The sequence below is a fragment of the Streptomyces sp. NPDC052396 genome (assembly GCF_044593195.1).
Taxonomy (GTDB): Bacteria; Actinomycetota; Actinomycetes; order Streptomycetales; family Streptomycetaceae; genus Streptomyces.
The window spans coordinates 41,286-61,912 of record NZ_JBIUAW010000012.1; the positions used below are offsets into that span (position 1 = coordinate 41,286).

Sequence of the window (20,627 nt, forward strand, 5' to 3'; positions counted from 1 at the left end):
TCCCACAGACAGCATGACGTTCCGCATCACCGTTGCACCCAACAGATGAGACGTCAAGTAGCGTTCGAATAGGTGTAGTTGTCTGCCTGGCGAGCCCACCACCGTCCGTGCATCACATTCCGCTTCACAGCGGGCGTCACCCCCGCAACCTCGGACAAGCCCTTCGCTCGCCCCCGTGCGTCACTCACCTCACATGTGCGTCAGGGGAATTGGCCGGCCGCCAAGCGCCACCCGGGCAGGCCAAGCCGAACAAGGCATTCCGGTGCCGCCGCAAAGACAACCCGGGTCGGCTCGAATTGCGGACAGCGGGGAGTTGTCTCCGAACCCGGTACCGGAGAAGGCCCGTTGGAGCACCGGTGACATCAAGTCACCTGTAATTGATCACCGTTCAATGGATCCAATCTCAAAGCTGAGCACAAATTACACACATCCCCTCTACATACCGGCTCCGATGGCCTAGATTGTGCGTGCTTCAGCTACCCGGGCACGAGGCGATCAATAACGATCTTCGGAGCCCGGGAGGGGACCCTGGGTGCGGGGAGCACCCGCGGTTTTCGACGGGTTCCCGCGCACCTCGAGAGTCTGGCAGGACAGGCGAGTCCGCTGCCGTCAGGGCGGTTGTTCAAGGAGCACTGGAACAGCACGGGATGTCATGCGCGGGAGGCGGGGGCCTCCCGGGTGAGAACAGTGCGGGGGGCGGGGGCCTCCCGGGGGGAGGAACAGTGTTAGGCGAACACGTCGCACCACTGCTGACCTGGGGGGTCCTGTGCGGCAGGGGGGTTTAGTCAGCTCGTTTCCATCGGCACGAAGACGTTTGGCGAACGGGGCGATCGGCCAGCCCGCGATCGACTGGGAACAGCGGTACCGCCGTACCGTGATCACCAGCGACACTCTGACCACCGCCTTCGTGGTGGTGGCGATCGGGATCTTCTTCGGGGCCCGGGACGCGGTCAACTGGCATGAGAAGTGGGGAATTCTCGCATTCGGCACCGAGCTGCTGGTACTGGGAGCGCTTGCGGTGAGCCGGGCATGGGCCCCGGCCGTACTCGGCCAAGGGGCCGAGGAATTCCGCCGGCTCGGACGCTCACTGTTCACAGCGGCCGTCCTATTGTCGCTGGGCGGGATCGCTCTCGCCTCGCGCAACATCAAACTCTGGATCTTCGTCGCGATCCCCGCGATAGCGATCATCACCATGACCGCGCGGTATCTGCTGCGCCTCTGGCTGCACAAACAACGGAAAGAAGGATGGTGTCTGCGACCGGTGCTCGCTGCCGGGAGCCCGGACACCCTGCGCGACCTGATCACCCGGACCCGCAAGTTCCCGCACCTCGGCTGGCGGGTGGACGCGGTGTGCACCACGGACGGGCTCGGGCTCGACGGTGACCAACTGGACGGAGTGCCGGTGGTGGGCCCACTGGCGGACGTCGCCAACCATGTCCGCCGCGACGGCTACCGTGTTGTCGCGGTCACCCCGGACCCGCACTGGACACCGGACCGGCTGCAGCGGCTGGCCTGGAACCTCGAGGGCAGCGATGCCGAGATGGTCGTGGCCCCCGTGCTGATGGAGGTGGCCGGCCCACGGCTGCATGTCGACGCGGTGCTCGGGATCCCGCTGCTGCGGGTCAGCATGCCGGCCTTCACCGGGGGCCGCCGGGTGGTCAAAGGGGTCGTCGACCGGCTGGGCGCGGCGGTGCTGCTGATGCTGTTCGCGCCGCTGATGGTGCTCGTCGGGCTGCTTGTGCTGGTGGACAGCCGGGGTGGGGCCTTCTACCGCCAGCGCAGGGTCGGCAAGGACGGCCGCGAGTTCACCATTCTCAAGTTCCGCACCATGGTCGCCGGGGCCGACCGGGCACGTGCCGAGCTGGCCGACCGCAATGAGGGCGCCGGCCTGCTGTTCAAGCTCCGCCGGGATCCCCGGGTCACCCGGGTGGGAGCGGTGCTGCGCCGGTACTCGATCGACGAGCTCCCGCAGCTTTTCAATGTGCTCACCGGATCGATGTCGCTCGTCGGTCCACGGCCCCCGCTGCCGGAGGAGTCCGCCGCGTACGGCCCGGACATCCGGCGGCGGCTGCTGGTCAAGCCCGGGCTCACCGGCCTGTGGCAGATCAGCGGACGCAGCGACCTGCCCTGGGAGGAGGCGGTCCGGCTGGACCTGCGGTATGTGGAGGACTGGTCGCTCGCCCTGGACACAGTGATCTTGTGGAAGACGCTGCGTGCGGTGCTCTATGGGCAGGGGGCCTACTGATGCGCGGGGAGCTGCGGCTCAATCGTCCGGCCGGCGTGCGGACCGCGGGCCGCCAGGGCCTGCCCAGGGGGAGGAACGGGTCATGAGAGTCAGCGTTTTCGGGCTTGGCTATGTGGGCTGTGTGTCGGCCGCGTGCCTGGCGAGCATGGGGCACCAGGTCATCGGGGTGGATGTGAACCAGGTGAAGGTCGGCCTGGTCAATGACGGCAAGGCCCCGGTGGTCGAGGAGCGGATCGGCGAGCTCATCGCCGAGGTCGTACGGACCGGAGCGTTACGCGCCACCGGCGACGTCCGCGAGGCGGTCAGGGACAGCGAGGTGTCGCTGGTCTGCGTGGGCACGCCGTCCGAGCCCAACGGCAGCCTGTGCACCACCTACTTGGAGCGGGTCACCGAGGAGATCGGCGCCGCGCTGGCCGAGCGCGGCGGGCGGCACACCGTGGTGTTCCGCAGCACCATGCTCCCGGGCACCTGTCTGAACCTGCTGGTGCCCATTCTGGAGAAGTACGTCGGCGGCACGGCCGGGGTGGACATCGGGGTCGCGGTCAACCCGGAGTTCCTGCGCGAGGGCACCAGCGTGCGGGACTTCTTCGACCCGCCCAAGACCGTCATCGGCGAGCTCGACCCGGCGAGCGGCGACGCGGTGCTGGCGCTCTACGACGGCCTGCCCGGCGAGGTGTTCCGGGTGCCGGTCCCGACGGCCGAGGCGATCAAATACGCGGACAACGCGTTCCATGGCCTCAAGATCGGCTTCGCCAATGAGCTGGGCGCGGTGTGCCAGGCGCTCGGGGTGGACTCGCACCAGGTGATGGATGTGTTCCTGGCCGACCGCAAGCTGAACATCAGCCCCGCCTATCTGCGGCCCGGCTTCGCCTTCGGTGGCTCCTGCCTGCCCAAGGACCTGCGCAGCCTGGTCCACGCGGCGCAGCGGGCCGATGTCTCGGTGCCCATCCTCGCCCATGTGCTGCCCTCCAACTCCGCGCATCTGCAGCGCGCGGTGGAGCTGGTCGAGCGCACCGGCAAGCGCCGCGCGGGATTGTTCGGGCTGTCCTTCAAACCCGGCACCGACGACCTCCGCGAAAGCCCGCTTGTCGAGCTGGCGGAGCGGCTGTTCGGCAAGGGGTACGACCTGAAGATCTATGACGCCCATGTGAGCCTCTCCCGGCTGCTCGGCGCCAACCGCGAGTACATCGAGACCCGGCTGCCGCACCTTGCGCAGCTGCTCGCGGACTCCGTCGAGGAGGTGCTGGAGCACGCCGAGGTGTGCCTGGTGGGGACCAGGGATCCGGCCGTGCTGTCGGCGCTGCCCCATGGTGACGGCCCGGTGCTCATCGACCTCATCCACCTTCCCGACGCCGAGGCGCGCCGGGCCGAACCGGGGTACCTGGGCCTTGCTTGGTAATGCGACCAGTAGAACCGGACCGGCCCGTCGCGCGCTGATCCTGGTGGAGAACCTGTCGGTGCCGTTCGACCGGCGGGTATGGCAGGAGTGCACAACGCTGCGCGACGCGGGCTGGAAGGTGCACGTCATCTGTCCCCGGGGGAGCAAGCGGGACACGGAGCCGGAGGCGGAGATCGACGGGGTGCGGATCCACCGCTACCCCTTGCGCGCGGCCACCGGAGGGCCGGCCGGCTATCTGCGGGAGTACGGATCGGCGTTGTGGCATACGGCCCGGCTGGCCCGCAAGGTCGGCCCGGTCGACGTGGTCCATGCCTGCAACCCGCCCGACCTGCTGTTCCTGCCGGCCCTATGGCTGAAGCGGCGCGGCGCGCGGTTCGTCTTCGACCAGCACGACCTGGTGCCCGAGCTGTATCTCTCCCGGTTCAACCGCGGCGAGGATCTGCTCTACCGCGCCGTGTGCGCCCTGGAACGGCTGACCTACCGGGCCGCGGACGTGGTGCTCGCCACCAATGAGAGCTACCGGGACGTCGCGCTGCGCCGTGGCGGCAAGCGGCCGGCGGACGTCTTTGTGGTGCGCAGCGCGCCCGCCGTCGACCGGTTCCAACCGGTGCCGCCCGAGCCGGAGTTGAAGCGCGGCAAGCCTCATCTGCTGTGCTACCTCGGCGTCATGGGCCCGCAGGACGGCGTCGACTACGCCTTGCGGGCCCTGGCGAAGCTGCGCGACGAGCTCGGACGGACCGACTGGCATGCGGTGTTCATCGGCGCCGGTGACGCCTTTGACGCGATGGTGGAGCTGTCCCGGCGGCTCGGGCTCGGTGAACAGGTGCGGTTCACCGGGCGCATTCCGGACGCCGATCTGGTGCGCTACCTGTCCACCGCGGATGTGTGCCTCTCCCCCGACCCGCGCAATCCGCTCAACGATGTGTCGACCATGAACAAGGTCCTGGAGTACATGGCGATGGGCCGGCCGATCGTCTCGTTCGACCTCCGGGAGGCGCGGGTCTCTGCCGGTGACGCCGCCGTCTACGCGCCCGCCAACGAGGAGTCCGAATTCGCCAAGCTCATCGCGCTGTTGCTGGACGATCCGGAGCAGCGGGCCCGGATGGGCAGGGTGGGCCAGGAGCGGATCAGCGGGCAGCTTTCCTGGCGGAACTCGCAGGCGTCGCTGCTCGCCGCCTATGCCGTCGCCTGCCGTGACCACCCTCCGGTGTCGGCGGGCGGCCCGGTCCGGTCGGGGCGGAGGCCGCGCCGTTGAGCGAGGACCCGATACGCCTGGTCACCATCGGGCGGATGCTCCGTCGGCGCTGGCGGTTTCTCGCCATCCTCACCGTGCTGGGCGCGCTCGTCGGCTACGGCACCTCGGTGCTGTTCCCGCCGCGCTATACGGCGTCGGCGTCGGTGCTGCTGCCGGGGCAGTGGGAGGAGCGGGCGCTGCTGACCCAGGCGGAGATCGCGACCAGTTCGGCGGTGGTCGACCGCGCGGCTGCCAAGCTCGGCTGGGCGGGCGGCGGCCGGCTGCGGGACCGGGTGAGCGCCAAGGCCGCCGACGGGAACATCATCAAGATCTTGGGTACTGCCGACACCCCGGAGCGCGCACAGCGGCTCTCCGACCAGGTGGCCCAGCAGTTCGTCACCTTCGCCGCGCGGATCGCGGGCGACGGCGCCGACCCCGACCCGACCACCGGGCCCGAGGCACTGCGGCAGAAGGTGGCGGAGACCAACCAGCGCATCACCGACCTGGCCAATGCGGCCGATCCCGGGCGGACCGTGGAGAGCGTGCAGGTCCGTACCGAGCTCGAGAAGCTGCGCACCGGGCTGGCGGAGGCCATGAAGAAGCTGGACCAGGCCGGTCCGGGGGCCAACAAGGCCGGCATGGTCGTCATGGGTCCGGCGGCCCGGCCGACCGGCGCGGCCCCGCCGACCAGGACGCAGCTCAGCGTCGCCGGGGCGCTGCTGTTCTTCCTGCTGGCGGTCATCGGCCATCTCGCCGCCGCACGGGTCAATCGCCGGCTGCGCACCGAACCGGAGATCGCGGCGGCGCTGGGCTCGGCGCTGCTGGGCACCGTCGACGTACCCGGTGAACGGTCCGTGTACCGGCCACCGGGCCATGGCGCGCGGGCCTGGATCCGCCGGCTGCTGGGCGTCGACATCCGGTGGGACATACCGGCCCCGCAGAGGTCCGGCGACGAGGCCGGCCGGCGGATCCGCTACCGGCGGGTGTGCGCTCGCCTCCGGGAGCAACTTCCGGCCCCCCGACGGCTGTTGGTTGTGGTACCGGACGGCGACGAGATCGCCCGCCGGGCCGCCGAACAGCTCGCCGCCGAGGCCGGGAGCGACCTGATGCCACGCATGGTGGCGGTTTCGGTGCCCCGGCCGATGGTGCCGGACCACGACACCGAATCCGGAGCCCTGGTTGTGGTCAGCGCGGGCAGCTGGACCGCGGAGCAACTCGCCGGCATCGCGGAGGCATGTGCGGACGGCGGGCATGAGGTCGTCGGCATCGTCGTCGCCGGCACGGTCCGGGCCCGTCCGACGCCGTCCGCCGACCGTCCGCCGGCTGGCGCCACTCCGGCGCTCGCGGTTCGCGGCCACGCGAGCGGAGGTTCTGTGTGACGACGAGCAGGACTTCGGAGTCGTCGGCCGCCGCTCCGCTGCTGGACCTGCAGGCACTGGTGGTGGCGGTGCGCAGGCGCCGCCGGCTCTGGTGCTCCATGGCACTGCTGGGGCTGCTGGTCGGCGCGGTGCTGGCGGTCCTGCTGCCGCCACCGCCGACCGCGGTGACCAAGGTGCTGGTCGCGCATCAGGCGGACCAGCCGAACGACACCGGCACGCTGATCCGCACCGATGTCGAGCTGCTGCGGACCACCCGGATCGCCGGCGAGGCCCTGAGGTCCCTCAAGTCACCGGAAAAACCGGAGGACTTCATGGGGACCTACCGGGGTACCGGCCTGACCAACAACCTGCTGCAGATCGATGTGACAGGTGACAGCGACGCACAGGCGGTGGCCCGGGCCAAGGCGCTGGCCGACGCGTTTGTCGCGGACCATCTGCGACGGATGCGGGAGGCCGCGACGGCCGAGGCCAAGGCCCTGCTCGACCAGCGTGACCGCATGCGGGACGAGCTCACCCAGGTCAACAAGGCGATCGGGGACCGGTCGCCGGGGAACGACCCCAAAGCGTCGGCGAGCATTGAGTCGCTCTTCGCCCGCCGGGCCGAACTCAACTCGCGGATCACCGATTTCGACCAGCGCGCCGCGGAGGCACGCACCGGCACGCCCAAGCTCATCGCCGGCACACAGATCGTGGACGCCCCGCGCGCGGTGCGGCACTCCCTGCCCAAGGCCGCGCTCACCAACGCCGCGATCGGGCTCGTCCTCGGACTGGTCCTCGGGCTCGCGGTGGCCGCGGTGGGCACGGTGGTGGCGGACCGCCCCGTGCTGCGCCGGGAGATCGCGGCGAACCTGGGCGCCTCGGTCATCGCGGAGCTGCGCAGCGTGCCCCGCGGGCCGGCCGGGCGGTGGCAGCGCCGGCGGACCCGGGCGGCACGCGAACGGCTCACCGCGATCCTGGCCCGCACCGTGCGCGGCTCCACGGAACCGGTGTCGCTGCTGGAACTGGGCTGTGCGCGCAGCGCGAGCGCGCTCGCCCTGGACGTCGCCAGGGCACTGGCGGCGGAGGGGCCGGTGGTCATCATCGATGGCCTGCCCGGCCCTGAGCTCACCAACAGCCACCCGAAACCCGGTGACTTGACCGTGGTCAGCGGCGAGCCCGCCACGGATGTGCCGCATCAGGCGCGCCGGCTCGGCGTCGGCTCGGTCGCGCCCGGCACGGCGTGGACCGACCTGCGGTACCTCGGCGGCCAGACCGTGCTGGTGGTGCGTGCCGGGCACGGCAGCGCCGCCTGGCTGCACACCGTGGCGCGGCAGCTCGCGGATCAGTGCGTTCCGGTGATCGGTGTGGTGCTGGTCGACCCCGATCCGCGTGACCGGACCGACGGCACGCTGTGGGACGGGCCGCGCACCGCGCTGCGCGGCCGTTATGAGCGGCCGGCACTGCAGAACGGGACGGTCAGGCCGCGGCCGGAGCGGCCGCCGCGGCCGGCCGCACGGGTTCCGGACAGCGACCAGGAGGCGCGGTAGAACATGTGTGGCATCGCAGGTACTTACCGATGGCCGGGCGGGAAGGCCGTGACCGACCGGCTCACCGAGATCCTCGCCCACCGCGGTCCGGACGGGACGGGCCGCTACAGCCACCCCGCCGGTGACGGCGAGGTGCAGCTCGGGCACCGCCGGCTGGCCATCATCGACCTGTCCGGGACCGGCGCCCAGCCCATGGTCTCGGGCGGCCTCGCCCTGACGTACAACGGCGAGCTCTACAACGCGCCCGAACTGCGTGCCGAGCTGGCGGCCGCCGGGGTGCGCTTCCGCGGCACCTCCGACACCGAGGTGCTGCTGGAGGCCTGGCGGCGCTGGGGCACCGACTGCCTGCCCCGGCTGCGCGGCATGTTCGCGTTCGCGGTCTTCGACGAGCGAACCGGTGAACTGGTGCTCGCCCGCGATCAGATGGGCATCAAGCCGCTGTTCCTGCTCCGGCGCGGTGCGGGCCTGGTGTTCGCCTCCGAGCTCAAGGCGCTCGCCGCCGTGACCGGCGGATCGCTGGAGGTGGACCATGCGGCGCTGGTGGCCTCGCTGCTGTACTACTGGGTGCCGGACTCGCGCTGTGCGTTCCGCGAGGCGGAGAAGCTGCCGCCGGGAAGCTGGCTGCGGTGCCGGCCCGACGGCCGGGTGGAGCGCGGCCGGTTCTGGAACCTGAAGGACGTCGCCGCCGAGGCCCGGGAGCGGGCGCGGGGCGGCGAGCAGCCGGATGTGGCCGCCATCGTGGCGGAGTCGACCCGGCGGCACCTGCTCTCCGACGTACCCGTGGCGACCTTCCTCTCCGGCGGGCTGGACTCCAGCTATCTGACCGCGCTGGCGGCCCGCCACCAGCCCGGGATCTCCGCCTACACCATTGGATTCCGCGCCGAGGACGCCAGGTTCGAGGCGATGCCGGACGATCTGCGCCATGCCCGGCGGGTGGCCGCGCGGTTCGGCGTCGACCTGCATGAGATCGAGATCGCCCCGAATGTGCTCGACCTGCTGCCGCGGATGACCTACCACCTGGACGAGCCGATCGGCGACCCCGCCGCGATCAACACCTTCCTGATCTGCTCGGCCGCCCGGGAGGCCGGGGTCAAGGTGCTGCTCTCGGGGATGGGTGCCGACGAACTGTTCGCCGGTTACCGCAAGCATCTGGCCAATCTGCTGGCGCTGCGCTATCAGCGCATCCCGCGCCCCCTGCGGCGCGGTCTGTCCGCGGCCGTGGACCGGCTGCCGGTCGCCACCTCCCGCCGGGGGTACCGGTCGGTGCGCTTCGCCAAGCGGTTCCTCTCCTTCGCCGAGCTGCCGGAGGAGACCGCGTTCCGGCGCAGCTACACCATGTACGACCAGGACGAGCTGCTCGCCCTGATCCATCCGGACCTGGCCGGGACGGTCAAGGACGTGCTGACCGAGCATGCGGACATCTACCAGGACAACGGCCTCGACGACTTCGTCAACCGCATGTGTCTGGGCGACGCCCGGATGTTCCTGCCGGGTCTGAATCTCGCCTATACGGACCGGTCGAGCATGGCCGCGTCGACCGAGGTGCGGGTGCCGTATGTGGACGTCGAGGTGGTCAAGGCGGCGTTCGCCGTGCCCGGCGCTCGCAAGATCGTCGGACGGCAGGGCAAGGCCGTCCTCAAGGAGGCGGCCACCTCGGTCCTGCCCCGGGAGATCGTCTACCGGCCCAAGGGCCTGTTCAGCGCCCCGCTGCGCGCCTGGATGAGCCGGGATCTGGCACCGCTGGTGCGCGAGGTGGTGCACGACGGTGTGCTGGTCCGTTCCGGGTTCCTGCGCCGCGAAGCGCTGGCGCGGCTGGTCGCCGAGGACGCCGCCGGGCAGCGGGACTTCTCCAAACATCTATGGCATGTGCTGACCCTCGAGTACTGGTACCGCGGTGCGACCTCTGGCTCCGGCCAGGGCCGGACCGGTTTGACGGCGTAGAAACAAGAGGAGCTTGGGTGAAACAGGTTGTGCAGAACTACAAGAGCGGCGAGCTGGCGGTGCTCGAGGTGCCGGTGCCGGGGTGCAAGCCGGGCGGGGTGCTGGTCCGCAGCGCCTACTCGCTGATATCCACCGGGACCGAGCTCATGAAGGTGTCCGAGGCCGGCATGTCGATGCTGGGCAAGGCCCGCTCCCGTCCGGACCAGGTGGCCAAGGTCATGCAGAGCGTGGCCACCAACGGGGTGCCCGCCACCTACCGCAAGGTGATGGGCAAGCTGGACTCCTATACGCCGCTGGGCTATTCGCTGTGCGGGGTGGTCGAGCAGGTCGGCGCCGGGATCGACGATGTGAAGGTCGGCGACCTCGTGGCCTGTGCCGGCAATGAGCACGCGTTGCACGCCGAGCTGAACTGGGTGCCCAGGAACCTCTACACCCCGGTGCCGGACGGCCTCGCGCCGCGGCACGCGGCCTTTGGCACCGTCGGGTCCATCGCGTTACAGGGCGTCCGCCGCGGCGAGTCACAACTCGGCGACGTGGCACTGGTCATCGGCCTCGGGCTGATCGGGCAGCTGGTGGTGCAGCTGCTGGCCGCCTCGGGGGTCCGTGTCATCGGGGTCGACCCCGACCCGGTGCGCTGCGAGCTCGCCGAGCGCCTGGGCGCCGCGGCCTGCGGCGATCCCGCGTCCGCGGCCGTGGAAGCCGCCGTCGCCGAGCTCACCGGCGGTCATGGCGTGGACCAGGTGTATCTGGCCGCCGGCGGCGGCAGCAACCAGCCCGTCGAGCTGGCCGCCCGGCTGAGCCGGGACCGCGGCCGGGTCGTCGACATCGGCAAGTGCCGTCTGGACCTGCCGTGGAACGCCTACTACGAGAAGGAGCTCGACGTCCGGTTCTCCCGCAGTTACGGCCCCGGGCGCTACGACCCGGAGTACGAGCTGGAGGGGCGGGACTACCCGATCGGCTATGTGCGCTGGACCGAGCGCCGCAACCTGGCGTGCTTCCTCGATCTCCTCTCCCGCGGCCGCATCGATGTGGAGCCCCTGGTCTCCCATATCGCCGACTTCGATGACGCCGTCGAGACCTACCAACGCCTCAAGGACGGCGAACTGAAGGCCGTGGCCGTGCTGTTCCAGTACCCCGGACACCAGGCGGAGGCCGAGGCCCCGGCGGTCACGGTGCCCACGGTGAACGTACGGCGGAGTCCGGCCCGGGCTGTCAAGGGGCCGGTGCGGCTGGCATTCGTCGGCGCGGGGAACTACGCGACATCGATGCTGTTGCCGCACCTGGCACAGCGCGACGGCGTCCAGTTGGCGGCAGTGGTCACCACCACGGCGTTGTCCGGGGCCAACGCGCAGCGGAAGTTCGGTTTCGCCAAGGCGACCACCGATCTCGACGCCGTGCTCGGCGACCCGTCCATCGACGCGGTGTTCGTGGTCACCCGGCACAGCTCGCACGCCGAACTGACCCGGAAGGCACTGCTGGCCGGCAAGGCGGTGTTTGTGGAGAAGCCGCTGGCCCTCACCGAGGACGAGCTGGCCGGCGTGCTCGCCACGGTGGAGGAGTCCGGCAACGACCGGCTGCAGGTGGGCTTCAACCGCCGGTTCGCGCCGCTGCTGCGGGAGGCCGGGAAGCGGTTCGGCGCCCGGACCGGTCCGGCGAGCGTCCGCTATCTGGTCAACGCGGGCCGGCTGGGGCAGGGCAGCTGGTACCTCCAACAGGGCACCGAGGGCTCGCGGTTCGCCGGCGAGGGCGGCCACTTCATCGACACGGTGAGCTGGCTGCTGGCGGCCGACCCGGTCTCGGTGTACGCGGCCGCCACGCCCGGCAACGAGGACCTCCAGGTTGTGCTGCGCTACCCGGACGGGTCCACCGCCACCATCAGCTATGTCACCACCGGCGCGCCCGGCTTCCCCAAGGAGACGCTGGACCTGGTCGCGGACGGCAAGGTGCTGCGGCTCGACGACTTCGTCCGCGCTTCGGTGTATTTCGAAAGCACGGCCGGCCGTAAGCGGTGGGTCAGTTCACGGCTGCCCCAGGCCCGGGACAAGGGCCAGAACGCCGAACTGGCCGCGTTCATCAAGGCCGTACGGACCGGCGGGCCGATGCCGGTGCCACTGGAGTCGCTGGCCGCCACCACGGCGGCCACCCTCGCCGTGCGGACCGGCCTGACCGGCGGCGCTCCGGTGACCCTGGCGAGAGCGCGATGACGGTGAGCTCGGGAAGTCCCGGCTGGTACCTGCGGCGGCTGTCCCGGATGGGACCACGGGAGGCCGCCGGCCGGGTGGGCGACGTGGTGCGCAGGCGGCGGTGGCGGTCGGCGCCGCCGGACTGCCCTGGCGTGACCGGCGCCCGGTTCACCGCGGTACTGCCCGCCGGGGCGATCGCCGCGGTGCCACCGGATGCCGCGAAACGTCTTGTCGCGGAGGCGGACCGGCTGTTGGACGGGCACGCCACGTACTTCGGGGTGGACCGCGACGACCTGGCCGACCCGGACTGGTGGTACGACCCGAAGACGGGGCGCCGGGCTCCCTGGGGCCATGCCTTCGATGTGCCGTACCGGAACGAGGACGCGGTCGGGGACATCAAGCAGATCTGGGAGCTGTCCCGGCATCAGTACCTCACCGTGCTCGCCGCCGCCTACGCGCTCACCGGGGACGAGCGGTACGCCGAGCGAGTGGCCGGGCACCTGCGGTCCTGGTGGGCGGTCAACCCGCCGCTGCGCGGGGTGCACTGGATCAGCGGCATCGAGCTGGGCATCCGGCTGCTGTCCTGGGTGTGGATCCGCCGGCTGCTCGACGGCTGGCCGGGCGCGGCCGGGCTGTTCGAGGACAACCCGGCGGCGCGGAACCAGATCTGGCACCACCAGCGCTGGCTGGCCGCCTTCCCCAGCCGGGGATCTTCGGCGAACAACCACGTCATCGCCGAGGCCGCCGGGCAGTTGGCGGCGGCCTGCGCGTTCGGGTGGTTCCCCTCCTCGGCGCGTTGGCGAGCCGACGCGCTGCGGTCGCTGGAGCGGCATCTGCGCGGCAACACCTTCCCCTCCGGCCTCAACCGCGAGCTGGCCACCGAGTACCACGGACTGGTGCTGGAGCTCGGTCTGGCCGCGGTGGCCGAGGCGGATGCCGCCGGCGTGCCGGTCCCCGCGACCGTCCGGCTGGTGCTGCTGCGGATGACCGACGCGCTCGCGGCCATCGTGGACGGCCGACTGCGGCCGCCGCGCCAGGGGGACGCGGACGACGGCCACGGTCTGGTCGTGGACGGCGCGGGCACCGACCGCTGGGCCTCGCTGCTGGCCACCGGGGAGGCCGTGTTCGGCCGGCTCGCCTGGTGGCCGGCCGTGACCGGCACCGATGTGCGCACCCCGCTGCTGACCGCGCTCATCCGGCCGTACCCGAAAAACGGATCCGCACCGGCCGTGACCCGCCCGGCAAGCCGGCCGGCCCACTTCGCCGACGCGGGCATGACCATCCTGCGCGGTCCGGCGGAGATGGCGGAGATCTGGTGCCGCTGCGACGCCGGGCCGCATGGCTTCCTGTCCATCGCCGCGCATGCCCACGCGGACGCGCTGTCCGTGGAGGTCCGGCACGACGGGGTCGATGTGCTCGCCGACCCGGGGACGTTCTGCTACCACGGGCAGCCCGAGTGGCGGCAGTACTTCCGGTCGACCCTCGGCCACAACACCCTGGGGCTGGACGACGGTGACCAGTCCGTCTCCGGCGGCCCGTTCCTGTGGACCCGGCATGCCCACAGCCGCGTCCTGGCCGTGGACACCTCCGGCGAGAGAGTGGCCCGCTGGTGTGCCGAGCACAACGGTTACCAGCCCTCCGTGCACCGCCGCCGGGTGGAACTGGACGCCGCCAGGCGGGAGTTGCGGGTGGTCGACGAGGTGCGCGGCCCGCGGCGGGCCGTGCGCCTGGCGTTCCACCTCGGCCCGGCGATCGCCGCGGACCTGGTGGGGAACCGGGCGGTGCTCACCTGGACCCGGGACGGCGAGGACCGCTCCGCGGTGCTCGACCTGCCCGGGCAGCTGTGCTGGCGGGCGCATCGCGGCGAGACCGGTCCGCCGCTGGGCTGGTACTCCGCCGGCTTCGGACGCAAGGAACCCGCCACCACGCTGGTCGGCACCGGCTTCGCCGACGGCGCGGCGGGGTTCACCACCGTGCTCGGGTTCCGCGGCTAGGGAGGACGTGTGGGGATCAAGTGGCGGAACTGGGCGTTGCCGGCGGCACCGCTGGCGCTGGCCCTGCTGGCGACCGGCTGTGCGAGCACCTCGGGCGCCCCGGCGGAGCCGACCGCCCAGCCATCCACCTCCGCGGCCCGGCCCGTGGCCCGGGTGTGCGCCAAGCCCGCGGCCGGGCCGGCGAAGGCGCCGGCGGGCGCGGTGACGGTCGACCCCGGGGTGGTCGGCGACCTGGCCGCGAAGACCAGGAGCAGCCCCCCGAACACCACGTTCTGGCTTGGGCCGGGCACCCACCGGCTGGAGCCGGACCGCTACGCCCAGGTCGTCCCCAAGGAAGGGGACAGCTACCTGGGCGCGCCGGGCGCGGTGCTCGACGGCCGGAAGACCAACCAGTACGCGTTCGCCGGCGCCGCCCGCAATGTCGCCATCCGCTATCTGACCGTGCAGGGTTTCGTCGCCCCGCAGAACGAGGGCGTGGTCAACCATGACTCTGCCGACGGGTGGGTGATCGAGCACACCACGGTCCAGAACAACTCCGGCGCCGGGCTGATGGCCGGTGCCCGTCAGCGGGTCCGCGCCAGCTGCCTGCGCGCCAACGGCCAGTACGGAATGAACGCGTACAAGGGCGGTGCCCCCATCAGCGGCCTGGTGGTCCAGGGCAATGAGATCGCGGCCAACAACACCGACGACTGGGAGCGGCGGCAGTCGGGCTGCGGCTGCACCGGCGGCGTCAAGTTCTGGGCCGTCAACGGCGCCGATGTACGCGGCAATTGGGTGCACGACAACCGTGGAACCGGGTTGTGGGCGGACACCAACAACAATGACTTCCGCATCGAGGACAATGTGCTGGAGGCCAACGACGGTGCCGCGCTGATCTATGAGACCAGCTATAACGCGGTCATCCGGAACAACACGATCCGGCGGAACAACTGGGTCGAGGGCCGCAGATACGCCGACCGCGGCGACAACTTCCCGTTCGCGACCGTCTACTTGTCCGAGTCCGGTGGTGAACCACGGATCCAGGCCCGCACGGACAAGATCGAGATCTACCGGAATGTGCTGGAGAACAACTGGTCCGGCATCACCCTGTGGGAAAACGCCGACCGGTTCTGCAACAGCCCGGCCAACACCTCCTCCGGTGACTGCACCTTGCTGGTGCGGCACTCCGGCCGCTGCGCACGGCCGACGATCGCCACCGCACCGCTCTACACCGACTGCCGGTGGAAGACCCAGCGGGTGGACATCCACCACAACCGCTTTGTGCTGGACATGTCCGTCGTCAAGTGCACGGTGAAGTGCGACCGCATGGCGGTACTGGCCAACTACGGCACCTATCCGGACTGGTCGCCGTACCAGGGCGAGCGGGTGGCCGAGGCGATCACCCTCAAGCAGGACAACCGCTGGCACGACAACGTCTACCTCGGACCTTGGAAATTCGTCGCCCATGACCCGAGCCGGGTCCTCGACTCCGGGCAGTGGCAGGGCGCGCCGTACCAGCAGGACGCGGGCAGCACCTTCGCCGCACGGGACGGTGACTGAGATGAGCGGGGACCTGACGCGCGAGGGGCTGCCGGGCGGCCCGGACACAGCGGGCACGCCGAGGACCGTCGGCATGGTCTGGGGGTCGCTGATCCTCAACACCCTGGGCTCCGCCGGGGCGAAGACCATCATTCCGCTGCCCCGCTCCCTCATCCAGCTGGTCACCATGGGCGCGCTGGTCGCCGCGTTCGCGCTGGCGCTGGCACTCAATCTCCGGCTGCGCATCCAGGCCGGCGCCTTCCTGTTCCTGCTCACCCTGCTGCTGGTGCCAAGCGTGATCTCCAGTGCGCATCTGGAGTCCGGGTTCGGCGCGCTGTTCCGGTGCGCCCGGCTGGCTCTCTTCACCGGCACGCTATGGCTGCTCAGCCGCTGGTGGGACGGCGGCCTGACGTTTGTCCGGCACCACATCCGGATGTACTTCGCGGTGCTCGGGGCGGTGGCCGCCGGCCTGCTCATCTCGCCGGGCGCGGCCATGCCCGGGCTCTACGGCGGGCGGCTGGTCGGCGCGTTATGGCCCCTCACACCGCCGCAGATCGGCCAGTACGCGGCGGTGATCATCGGGCTTACCGTGCTGCTGGTACTGGGCCGGCGGACCGACCGGGCCAGTGCCGCGATGGTCATCGTGCCATCACTCATCCTGCTGGCGCTGACCCATACCCGGACGGCCACGCTCGGCCTGTTCATCGGGCTGGCGCTGGCGATCGGCTCGCTCCTCCTGGCCAGCGCCGCGGCCCGCCGGTTCTTCACCTGGGCGGTGCTGTGCGCCGTGGTGGCCGCGGTGGGGCTCAGCTCTGTGCTGCAGGCCTGGTTCCTGCGCGGCCAGAGCCAGGAGAACTTCAGCAACCTCACCGGCCGGGCCAAGGTCTGGGACGCCCTGCTGGCAGCGCCCCGGACGACCACGGAGCAGCTGTTCGGCGTGGGCCTGGGCGACAAGTCCTTCGGCGGGCTGCCGATCGACAACAGCTGGCTGGCCGTCTACAACGAGCAGGGTCTGACCGGCGTCGGCCTGGTGGCGGCGATCATCATCGTGCTGGGCGGGATCGCGTTGCTGCGGCCGCCGTCGCTGTCGAGGGCCTGCGCGATCTTCCTGATCAGCTACTGCGCGATCGCGTCCTACACCGAGGCAGGGCTGGGCGATGCCTCGCCGTATCTGCTGCATCTGGCCGTGGCCGCCTCGCTGTTGGCGGCACCCGCCGAGGCCGCGCCCCTGCCGACGCCCGCAGTCCCTGGACGACAACTCCCGCGCTGGGCCAAGGACCGGAGGTGACCTCAACCATGCACGTTCTCGTGGTGCACAACCGCTACTCCTCGGCACAGCCGAGCGGGGAGAACAAGGTCGTCGACCAGGAGGTGGAGCTGCTGCGCGCGGCCGGCCACCGGGTCGAGGTGTTCGAGCGGCGCAGCGACGACATCGCCGCCCGGTCCCTGCCGGGCAAGGCCGCGGTGCCCCTGCTGGTGCCATGGAACCCGGCGGTCCGCGCGGAGCTCGCCGCCCGGCTCCGGACCGAGCGGCCGGATGTGGTGCATATCCACAATGTCTTTCCGCTTCTGTCGCCCGCGGTGCTGGCCGCCTGTGCCGACGCCGGCGTGCCCGCCGTGGCCACGCTGCACAACTACACCCAGGTCTGCCCGCCCGGCACGCTGCAGCGGGACGGCCGGCCGTGCACCGAGTGTGTCGGGGCGGCGCCGCTGCCCGCCGTCCGGCACGGCTGCTACCGGAACTCCCGGCTGGCGACGGTGCCGCTCGCGGTCAGTCTGTCGGTCAACCGGCGGCGGTGGTGGTCCGGCGTGGAGCGGTTCTTCTGCATCTCCGCGGCGCAGCGCGATGTCCTGGTGCGAGCCGGTATGCCGGCCGAACGGCTGGCGGTGAAGCACAACTTCGTGCCCGAACCGGGAGTCCGCCGAGCGGGCCCCGGCGAGCATCTGCTCTATCTCGGCCGGCTCGCGGAGGCCAAGGGCGTGCGGCTGCTCATGGCCGCGTGGGACGAGATCGCCGCGAGCGGCGGTGTAGGCGTGCCGCTGGTGATCGCCGGCGCGGGGCCGCTGGAGCGCAAGGTGACCGCCTGGGCGGCGGGCCGGGACGATGTGCGCTACGTCGGCCTGTACGACCAGGACCGGTGCCGCCGGGCCATCGCGCAAGCGGTCGCCGTGGTGGCCCCCTCAACCTGGCTGGAGGCGTTCGGCCTGGTGGTCGTGGAGGCGATGGCGGCCGGGGTCCCGGCCGTCGCCGCCGATCACGGCGCCTTCACCGAACTCGTCGAGGACGGGGTGACGGGACTGCTGCACCGGCCGGGCGAGCCCGCCTCGCTCGCCTCCTGCCTGCGCCGGATCACCACCGAGCCGGCCGCCGGCCGGGAGATGGGCCAGGCGGCCCGGCACCGTTACGAACAGGCCTTCAGCCCGGCCGTCGGGCTGGAGCGCCTGGTGAAGGAGTACCGCACCGCGATCGCGGGGCGGTCGGCACTGGCTCGCGGCGGGGACACCCTCGCGAGCAGGGGGGACAGGAACAGCAGATGACAGCATGCAGACTCTGCGGCTCGGAAGCGATGGCGAGCGTGGTCGACCTCGGGGCGACCCCGCCGTGTGAGAGCTTTCTCGCCGCGGACCAACTGGACCGGCCGGAACCGGCGTACCCGCTGCACCTGCGGGTCTGCACCGACTGCTGGCTCGCGCAGATCCCTCCGCTGATCACCCCGGAGGAAACGTTCACGCAGTACGCGTACTTCTCCTCCTACTCGACCTCCTGGGTGGAGCACGCGCGCACCTTTGTCTCCGACGCCGTACAGCGGGTGGGTCTTGGCCCCGACGCCTTTGTGGTCGAAGTCGCCAGCAATGACGGGTACTTGCTGAAGCATGTGGTGGACCGCGGGATCCGCTGCCTGGGCATCGAGCCGTCGGTGAACGTCGGTGCCGCCGCGCGGGACGCGGGTGTGCCCACGCTCACGGAGTTCCTGTCCCCGGCCACCGGCTCGGCCGTCCGCGCCGAACACGGCCCGGCGGACCTGGTCGTGGCCAACAATGTGTATGCGCACATCCCCGATGTGGTCGGGTTCACCCGGGGACTGCGTGCCCTGGTCGCCGACGACGGCTGGGTCTCCATCGAGGTGCAGCACCTGCTGACCCTGATCGAGGAGAACCAGTACGACACCATCTACCACGAGCACTTCCAGTACTACACGGTCGCGTCCGCGGCCCGGGCGCTGGCAAGTGGCGGACTCGCCCTGGTGGACGTCGAGTTGCTGCCCACCCACGGCGGCTCCATCCGGCTGTGGGCCCGTCCGGCCGAGGTGGCCGGCGAGCCGGCCCGGCAGGTGTCATATGTGCTGGACCGGGAGAAGGCCGCCGGGCTGCAGGAGCTGTCCGGGTACACCGAGTTCTCCGCCCGGGTGGCCAAGGTCCGCCGGGACCTCCTGCGATTCCTTGTCGAGGCGGCCGAGCGCGGCGAGACGGTGGTCGGCTATGGCGCCCCGGGCAAGGGCAACACCCTGCTCAACCACTGCGGCATCCGGCCCGATCTGCTGCCGTACACGGTCGACCGCAACCCCTACAAACACGGCAGGTTCACCCCGGGCACCCGCATCCCGATCCTGCCGCCCGAGCGGATAGCCGCCGACCGACCGGACTACATCCTCGTCCTCCCCTGGAACCTCCGGGCCGAGCTGGTCGAGCAGTTGTCCTTTGTGCACGCCTGGGGCGGCCGGCTGGTCTTTCCCATCCCGGAACTGAGCATTGTCGAGGTCAAGCGATGAAGGTCGTTCTGTTCTGCGGCGGTTATGGGCTGCGTATGCGCAACGGAGCCTCCGACGACATGCCCAAACCGATGGCGATGGTCGGCCCGCGGCCGCTGATCTGGCATGTGATGCGCTACTACGCCTACTTCGGGCACACGGAGTTCATCCTGTGCCTTGGATACGGGGCTCACCACATCAAGAACTTCTTCCTCAACTACGAGGAGACGACCTCCAACGACTTTGTGCTGCGCAACGGGCGGACCGAGCTGCTGTCCACCGATATCGCCTCCTGGACGATCACCTTTGCGCAGACCGGCATCGAGTCACCGATCGGGGAGCGGCTGCGCCGGGTGCGGCATCATCTGGACGGCGACGAGATGTTCCTGGCCAACTACGCCGATGTGCTCACCGACGCCCCGCTGCCGGAGATGATCGACCGGTTCGCCCGGCGCGACGCCGGTGCGTCGATGATGGTGGTGCCGCCGCAGTCCTCGTTCCACTGTGTGGACCTGGGCGATGACGGTCTGGTGGGGGGCATCACCGCGGTGAGCGAACTGCCGCTGTGGGAGAACGGCGGCTACTTTGTGCTCCGCCAGGAGGTCTTCGACCATATCCCGGAGAACGGGGACCTGGTCGCCGACGGATGCGCCCAACTGGCCAAGCGCGGCCGGCTGGTGGCGCACCGGCACCGTGGCTTCTGGAAGCCGACCGACACCGTGAAGGAGCGGGCCGCGCTCGACGCCGCCTACGCCCGGGGCGACCGCCCATGGGCCGTGTGGGAACGGGACAGCGCCGGAGCGCGGGCATGATCCGGCTCGGGGCCGGACGCCTGGACCGGATCGTCGCGGTGGGCGCGCACTGCGACGACATCGCCATCGGCGCCGGCGGCACGCTGCTGACCTTGTGCCTCGCGCGGCCGGGCATCCGCGTCGACGCGCTGGTGCTCTCCGGCGGCGGCAGCGGGCGGGAGCAGGAGGAGCAGGCCGCCCTCACCGCCTTCTGCCCGGGCGCCGAACTGCGCCTGACCGTACTCAAGTTGCCGGACGGCCGGCTGCCCGCGCACTGGGAAGAGGCCAAGGGCGCGGTCGAGGAGCTGCGTGCGGGGACCGAGCCGGATCTGGTGCTGGCCCCGCGCACCGAAGACGCGCACCAGGACCACCGCGGCCTGGCGCGGCTGATACCCACCGCGTTCCGCGACCACCTGGTACTCGGCTACGAGATCGTCAAGTGGGACGGCGATCTCGGCCGTCCGGTGGCCTACCAGCCGCTGTCGCCCGAGATCGCCGAACAGAAGGTGCGGCTGTTGCAGGAGCACTACCCCTCGCAGCGGCACCGGCCCTGGTACGACCGCGAGGCCTTCCTCGGGCTGGCGCGGATCCGCGGCATCGAATGCCAGGCGCGCTACGCCGAGGCCTTCGCCGTCACCAAACTCACTCTCAGTCTGGGGGAATGAACC

At 71.0% G+C, this 20,627-nt stretch carries 14 protein-coding genes; all 14 read left to right on the forward strand.

Annotated elements, in window-relative coordinates; genetic code table 11:
• The first annotated feature begins 766 nt into the window (after positions 1 to 766).
• Complete coding sequence (locus ACIHFE_RS27500; RefSeq protein ID WP_400110663.1) at positions 767 to 2,245, forward strand: sugar transferase; 1,479 nt, start codon at positions 767 to 769, stop codon at positions 2,243 to 2,245.
• A gap of 82 nt (positions 2,246 to 2,327) precedes the next feature.
• On the forward strand, positions 2,328 to 3,644 hold the full coding sequence (locus ACIHFE_RS27505) for a nucleotide sugar dehydrogenase (protein ID WP_400110665.1): 1,317 nt from the start codon (positions 2,328 to 2,330) through the stop codon (positions 3,642 to 3,644).
• Positions 3,634 to 4,899, forward strand: coding sequence for a glycosyltransferase family 4 protein (locus ACIHFE_RS27510; protein WP_400110667.1), 1,266 nt, complete (start codon positions 3,634 to 3,636; stop codon positions 4,897 to 4,899). Before ACIHFE_RS27505 ends, ACIHFE_RS27510 begins: the two co-directional genes overlap by 11 nt.
• Positions 4,896 to 6,257, forward strand: coding sequence for a Wzz/FepE/Etk N-terminal domain-containing protein (locus ACIHFE_RS27515; protein ID WP_400110669.1), 1,362 nt, complete (start codon positions 4,896 to 4,898; stop codon positions 6,255 to 6,257). The genes ACIHFE_RS27510 and ACIHFE_RS27515 overlap by 4 nt, the downstream gene beginning before the upstream one ends.
• Positions 6,254 to 7,783, forward strand: coding sequence for a Wzz/FepE/Etk N-terminal domain-containing protein (locus tag ACIHFE_RS27520; protein ID WP_400110670.1), 1,530 nt, complete (start codon positions 6,254 to 6,256; stop codon positions 7,781 to 7,783). Before ACIHFE_RS27515 ends, ACIHFE_RS27520 begins: the two co-directional genes overlap by 4 nt.
• A 3-nt stretch (positions 7,784 to 7,786) precedes the next feature.
• Positions 7,787 to 9,724: an asparagine synthase (glutamine-hydrolyzing) gene (gene asnB, locus ACIHFE_RS27525; protein WP_400110672.1), complete on the forward strand. Its 1,938-nt coding sequence runs from the start codon at positions 7,787 to 7,789 to the stop codon at positions 9,722 to 9,724.
• Between the two features lie 17 nt (positions 9,725 to 9,741).
• Entirely contained in the window at positions 9,742 to 11,928 is a 2,187-nt protein-coding gene (locus tag ACIHFE_RS27530) for a bi-domain-containing oxidoreductase (RefSeq protein WP_400110674.1), read from the forward strand.
• Complete coding sequence (locus ACIHFE_RS27535) at positions 11,925 to 13,901, forward strand: alginate lyase family protein (protein WP_400110676.1); 1,977 nt, start codon at positions 11,925 to 11,927, stop codon at positions 13,899 to 13,901. The genes ACIHFE_RS27530 and ACIHFE_RS27535 overlap by 4 nt, the downstream gene beginning before the upstream one ends.
• Before the next feature lie 9 nt (positions 13,902 to 13,910).
• Complete coding sequence (locus ACIHFE_RS27540) at positions 13,911 to 15,440, forward strand: right-handed parallel beta-helix repeat-containing protein (RefSeq protein WP_400110677.1); 1,530 nt, start codon at positions 13,911 to 13,913, stop codon at positions 15,438 to 15,440.
• Position 15,441: 1 nt separating this feature from the next.
• Positions 15,442 to 16,707, forward strand: a complete 1,266-nt coding sequence (locus ACIHFE_RS27545; protein ID WP_400110679.1) for an O-antigen ligase domain-containing protein — start codon at positions 15,442 to 15,444, stop codon at positions 16,705 to 16,707.
• Between the two features lie 8 nt (positions 16,708 to 16,715).
• Positions 16,716 to 17,957 (forward strand): glycosyltransferase, encoded by a 1,242-nt coding sequence (locus ACIHFE_RS27550; protein WP_400110681.1) that lies wholly within the window; start codon positions 16,716 to 16,718, stop codon positions 17,955 to 17,957.
• A complete protein-coding gene (locus ACIHFE_RS27555; protein ID WP_400110683.1) occupies positions 17,954 to 19,189 on the forward strand; it encodes a class I SAM-dependent methyltransferase in 1,236 nt (411 codons plus the stop codon). Before ACIHFE_RS27550 ends, ACIHFE_RS27555 begins: the two co-directional genes overlap by 4 nt.
• Positions 19,186 to 19,980, forward strand: a complete 795-nt coding sequence (locus ACIHFE_RS27560) for a glucose-1-phosphate cytidylyltransferase (protein ID WP_400110685.1) — start codon at positions 19,186 to 19,188, stop codon at positions 19,978 to 19,980. Before ACIHFE_RS27555 ends, ACIHFE_RS27560 begins: the two co-directional genes overlap by 4 nt.
• Complete coding sequence (locus ACIHFE_RS27565) at positions 19,977 to 20,624, forward strand: PIG-L deacetylase family protein (RefSeq protein WP_400110687.1); 648 nt, start codon at positions 19,977 to 19,979, stop codon at positions 20,622 to 20,624. The genes ACIHFE_RS27560 and ACIHFE_RS27565 overlap by 4 nt, the downstream gene beginning before the upstream one ends.
• Positions 20,625 to 20,627: the final 3 nt, after the last annotated feature.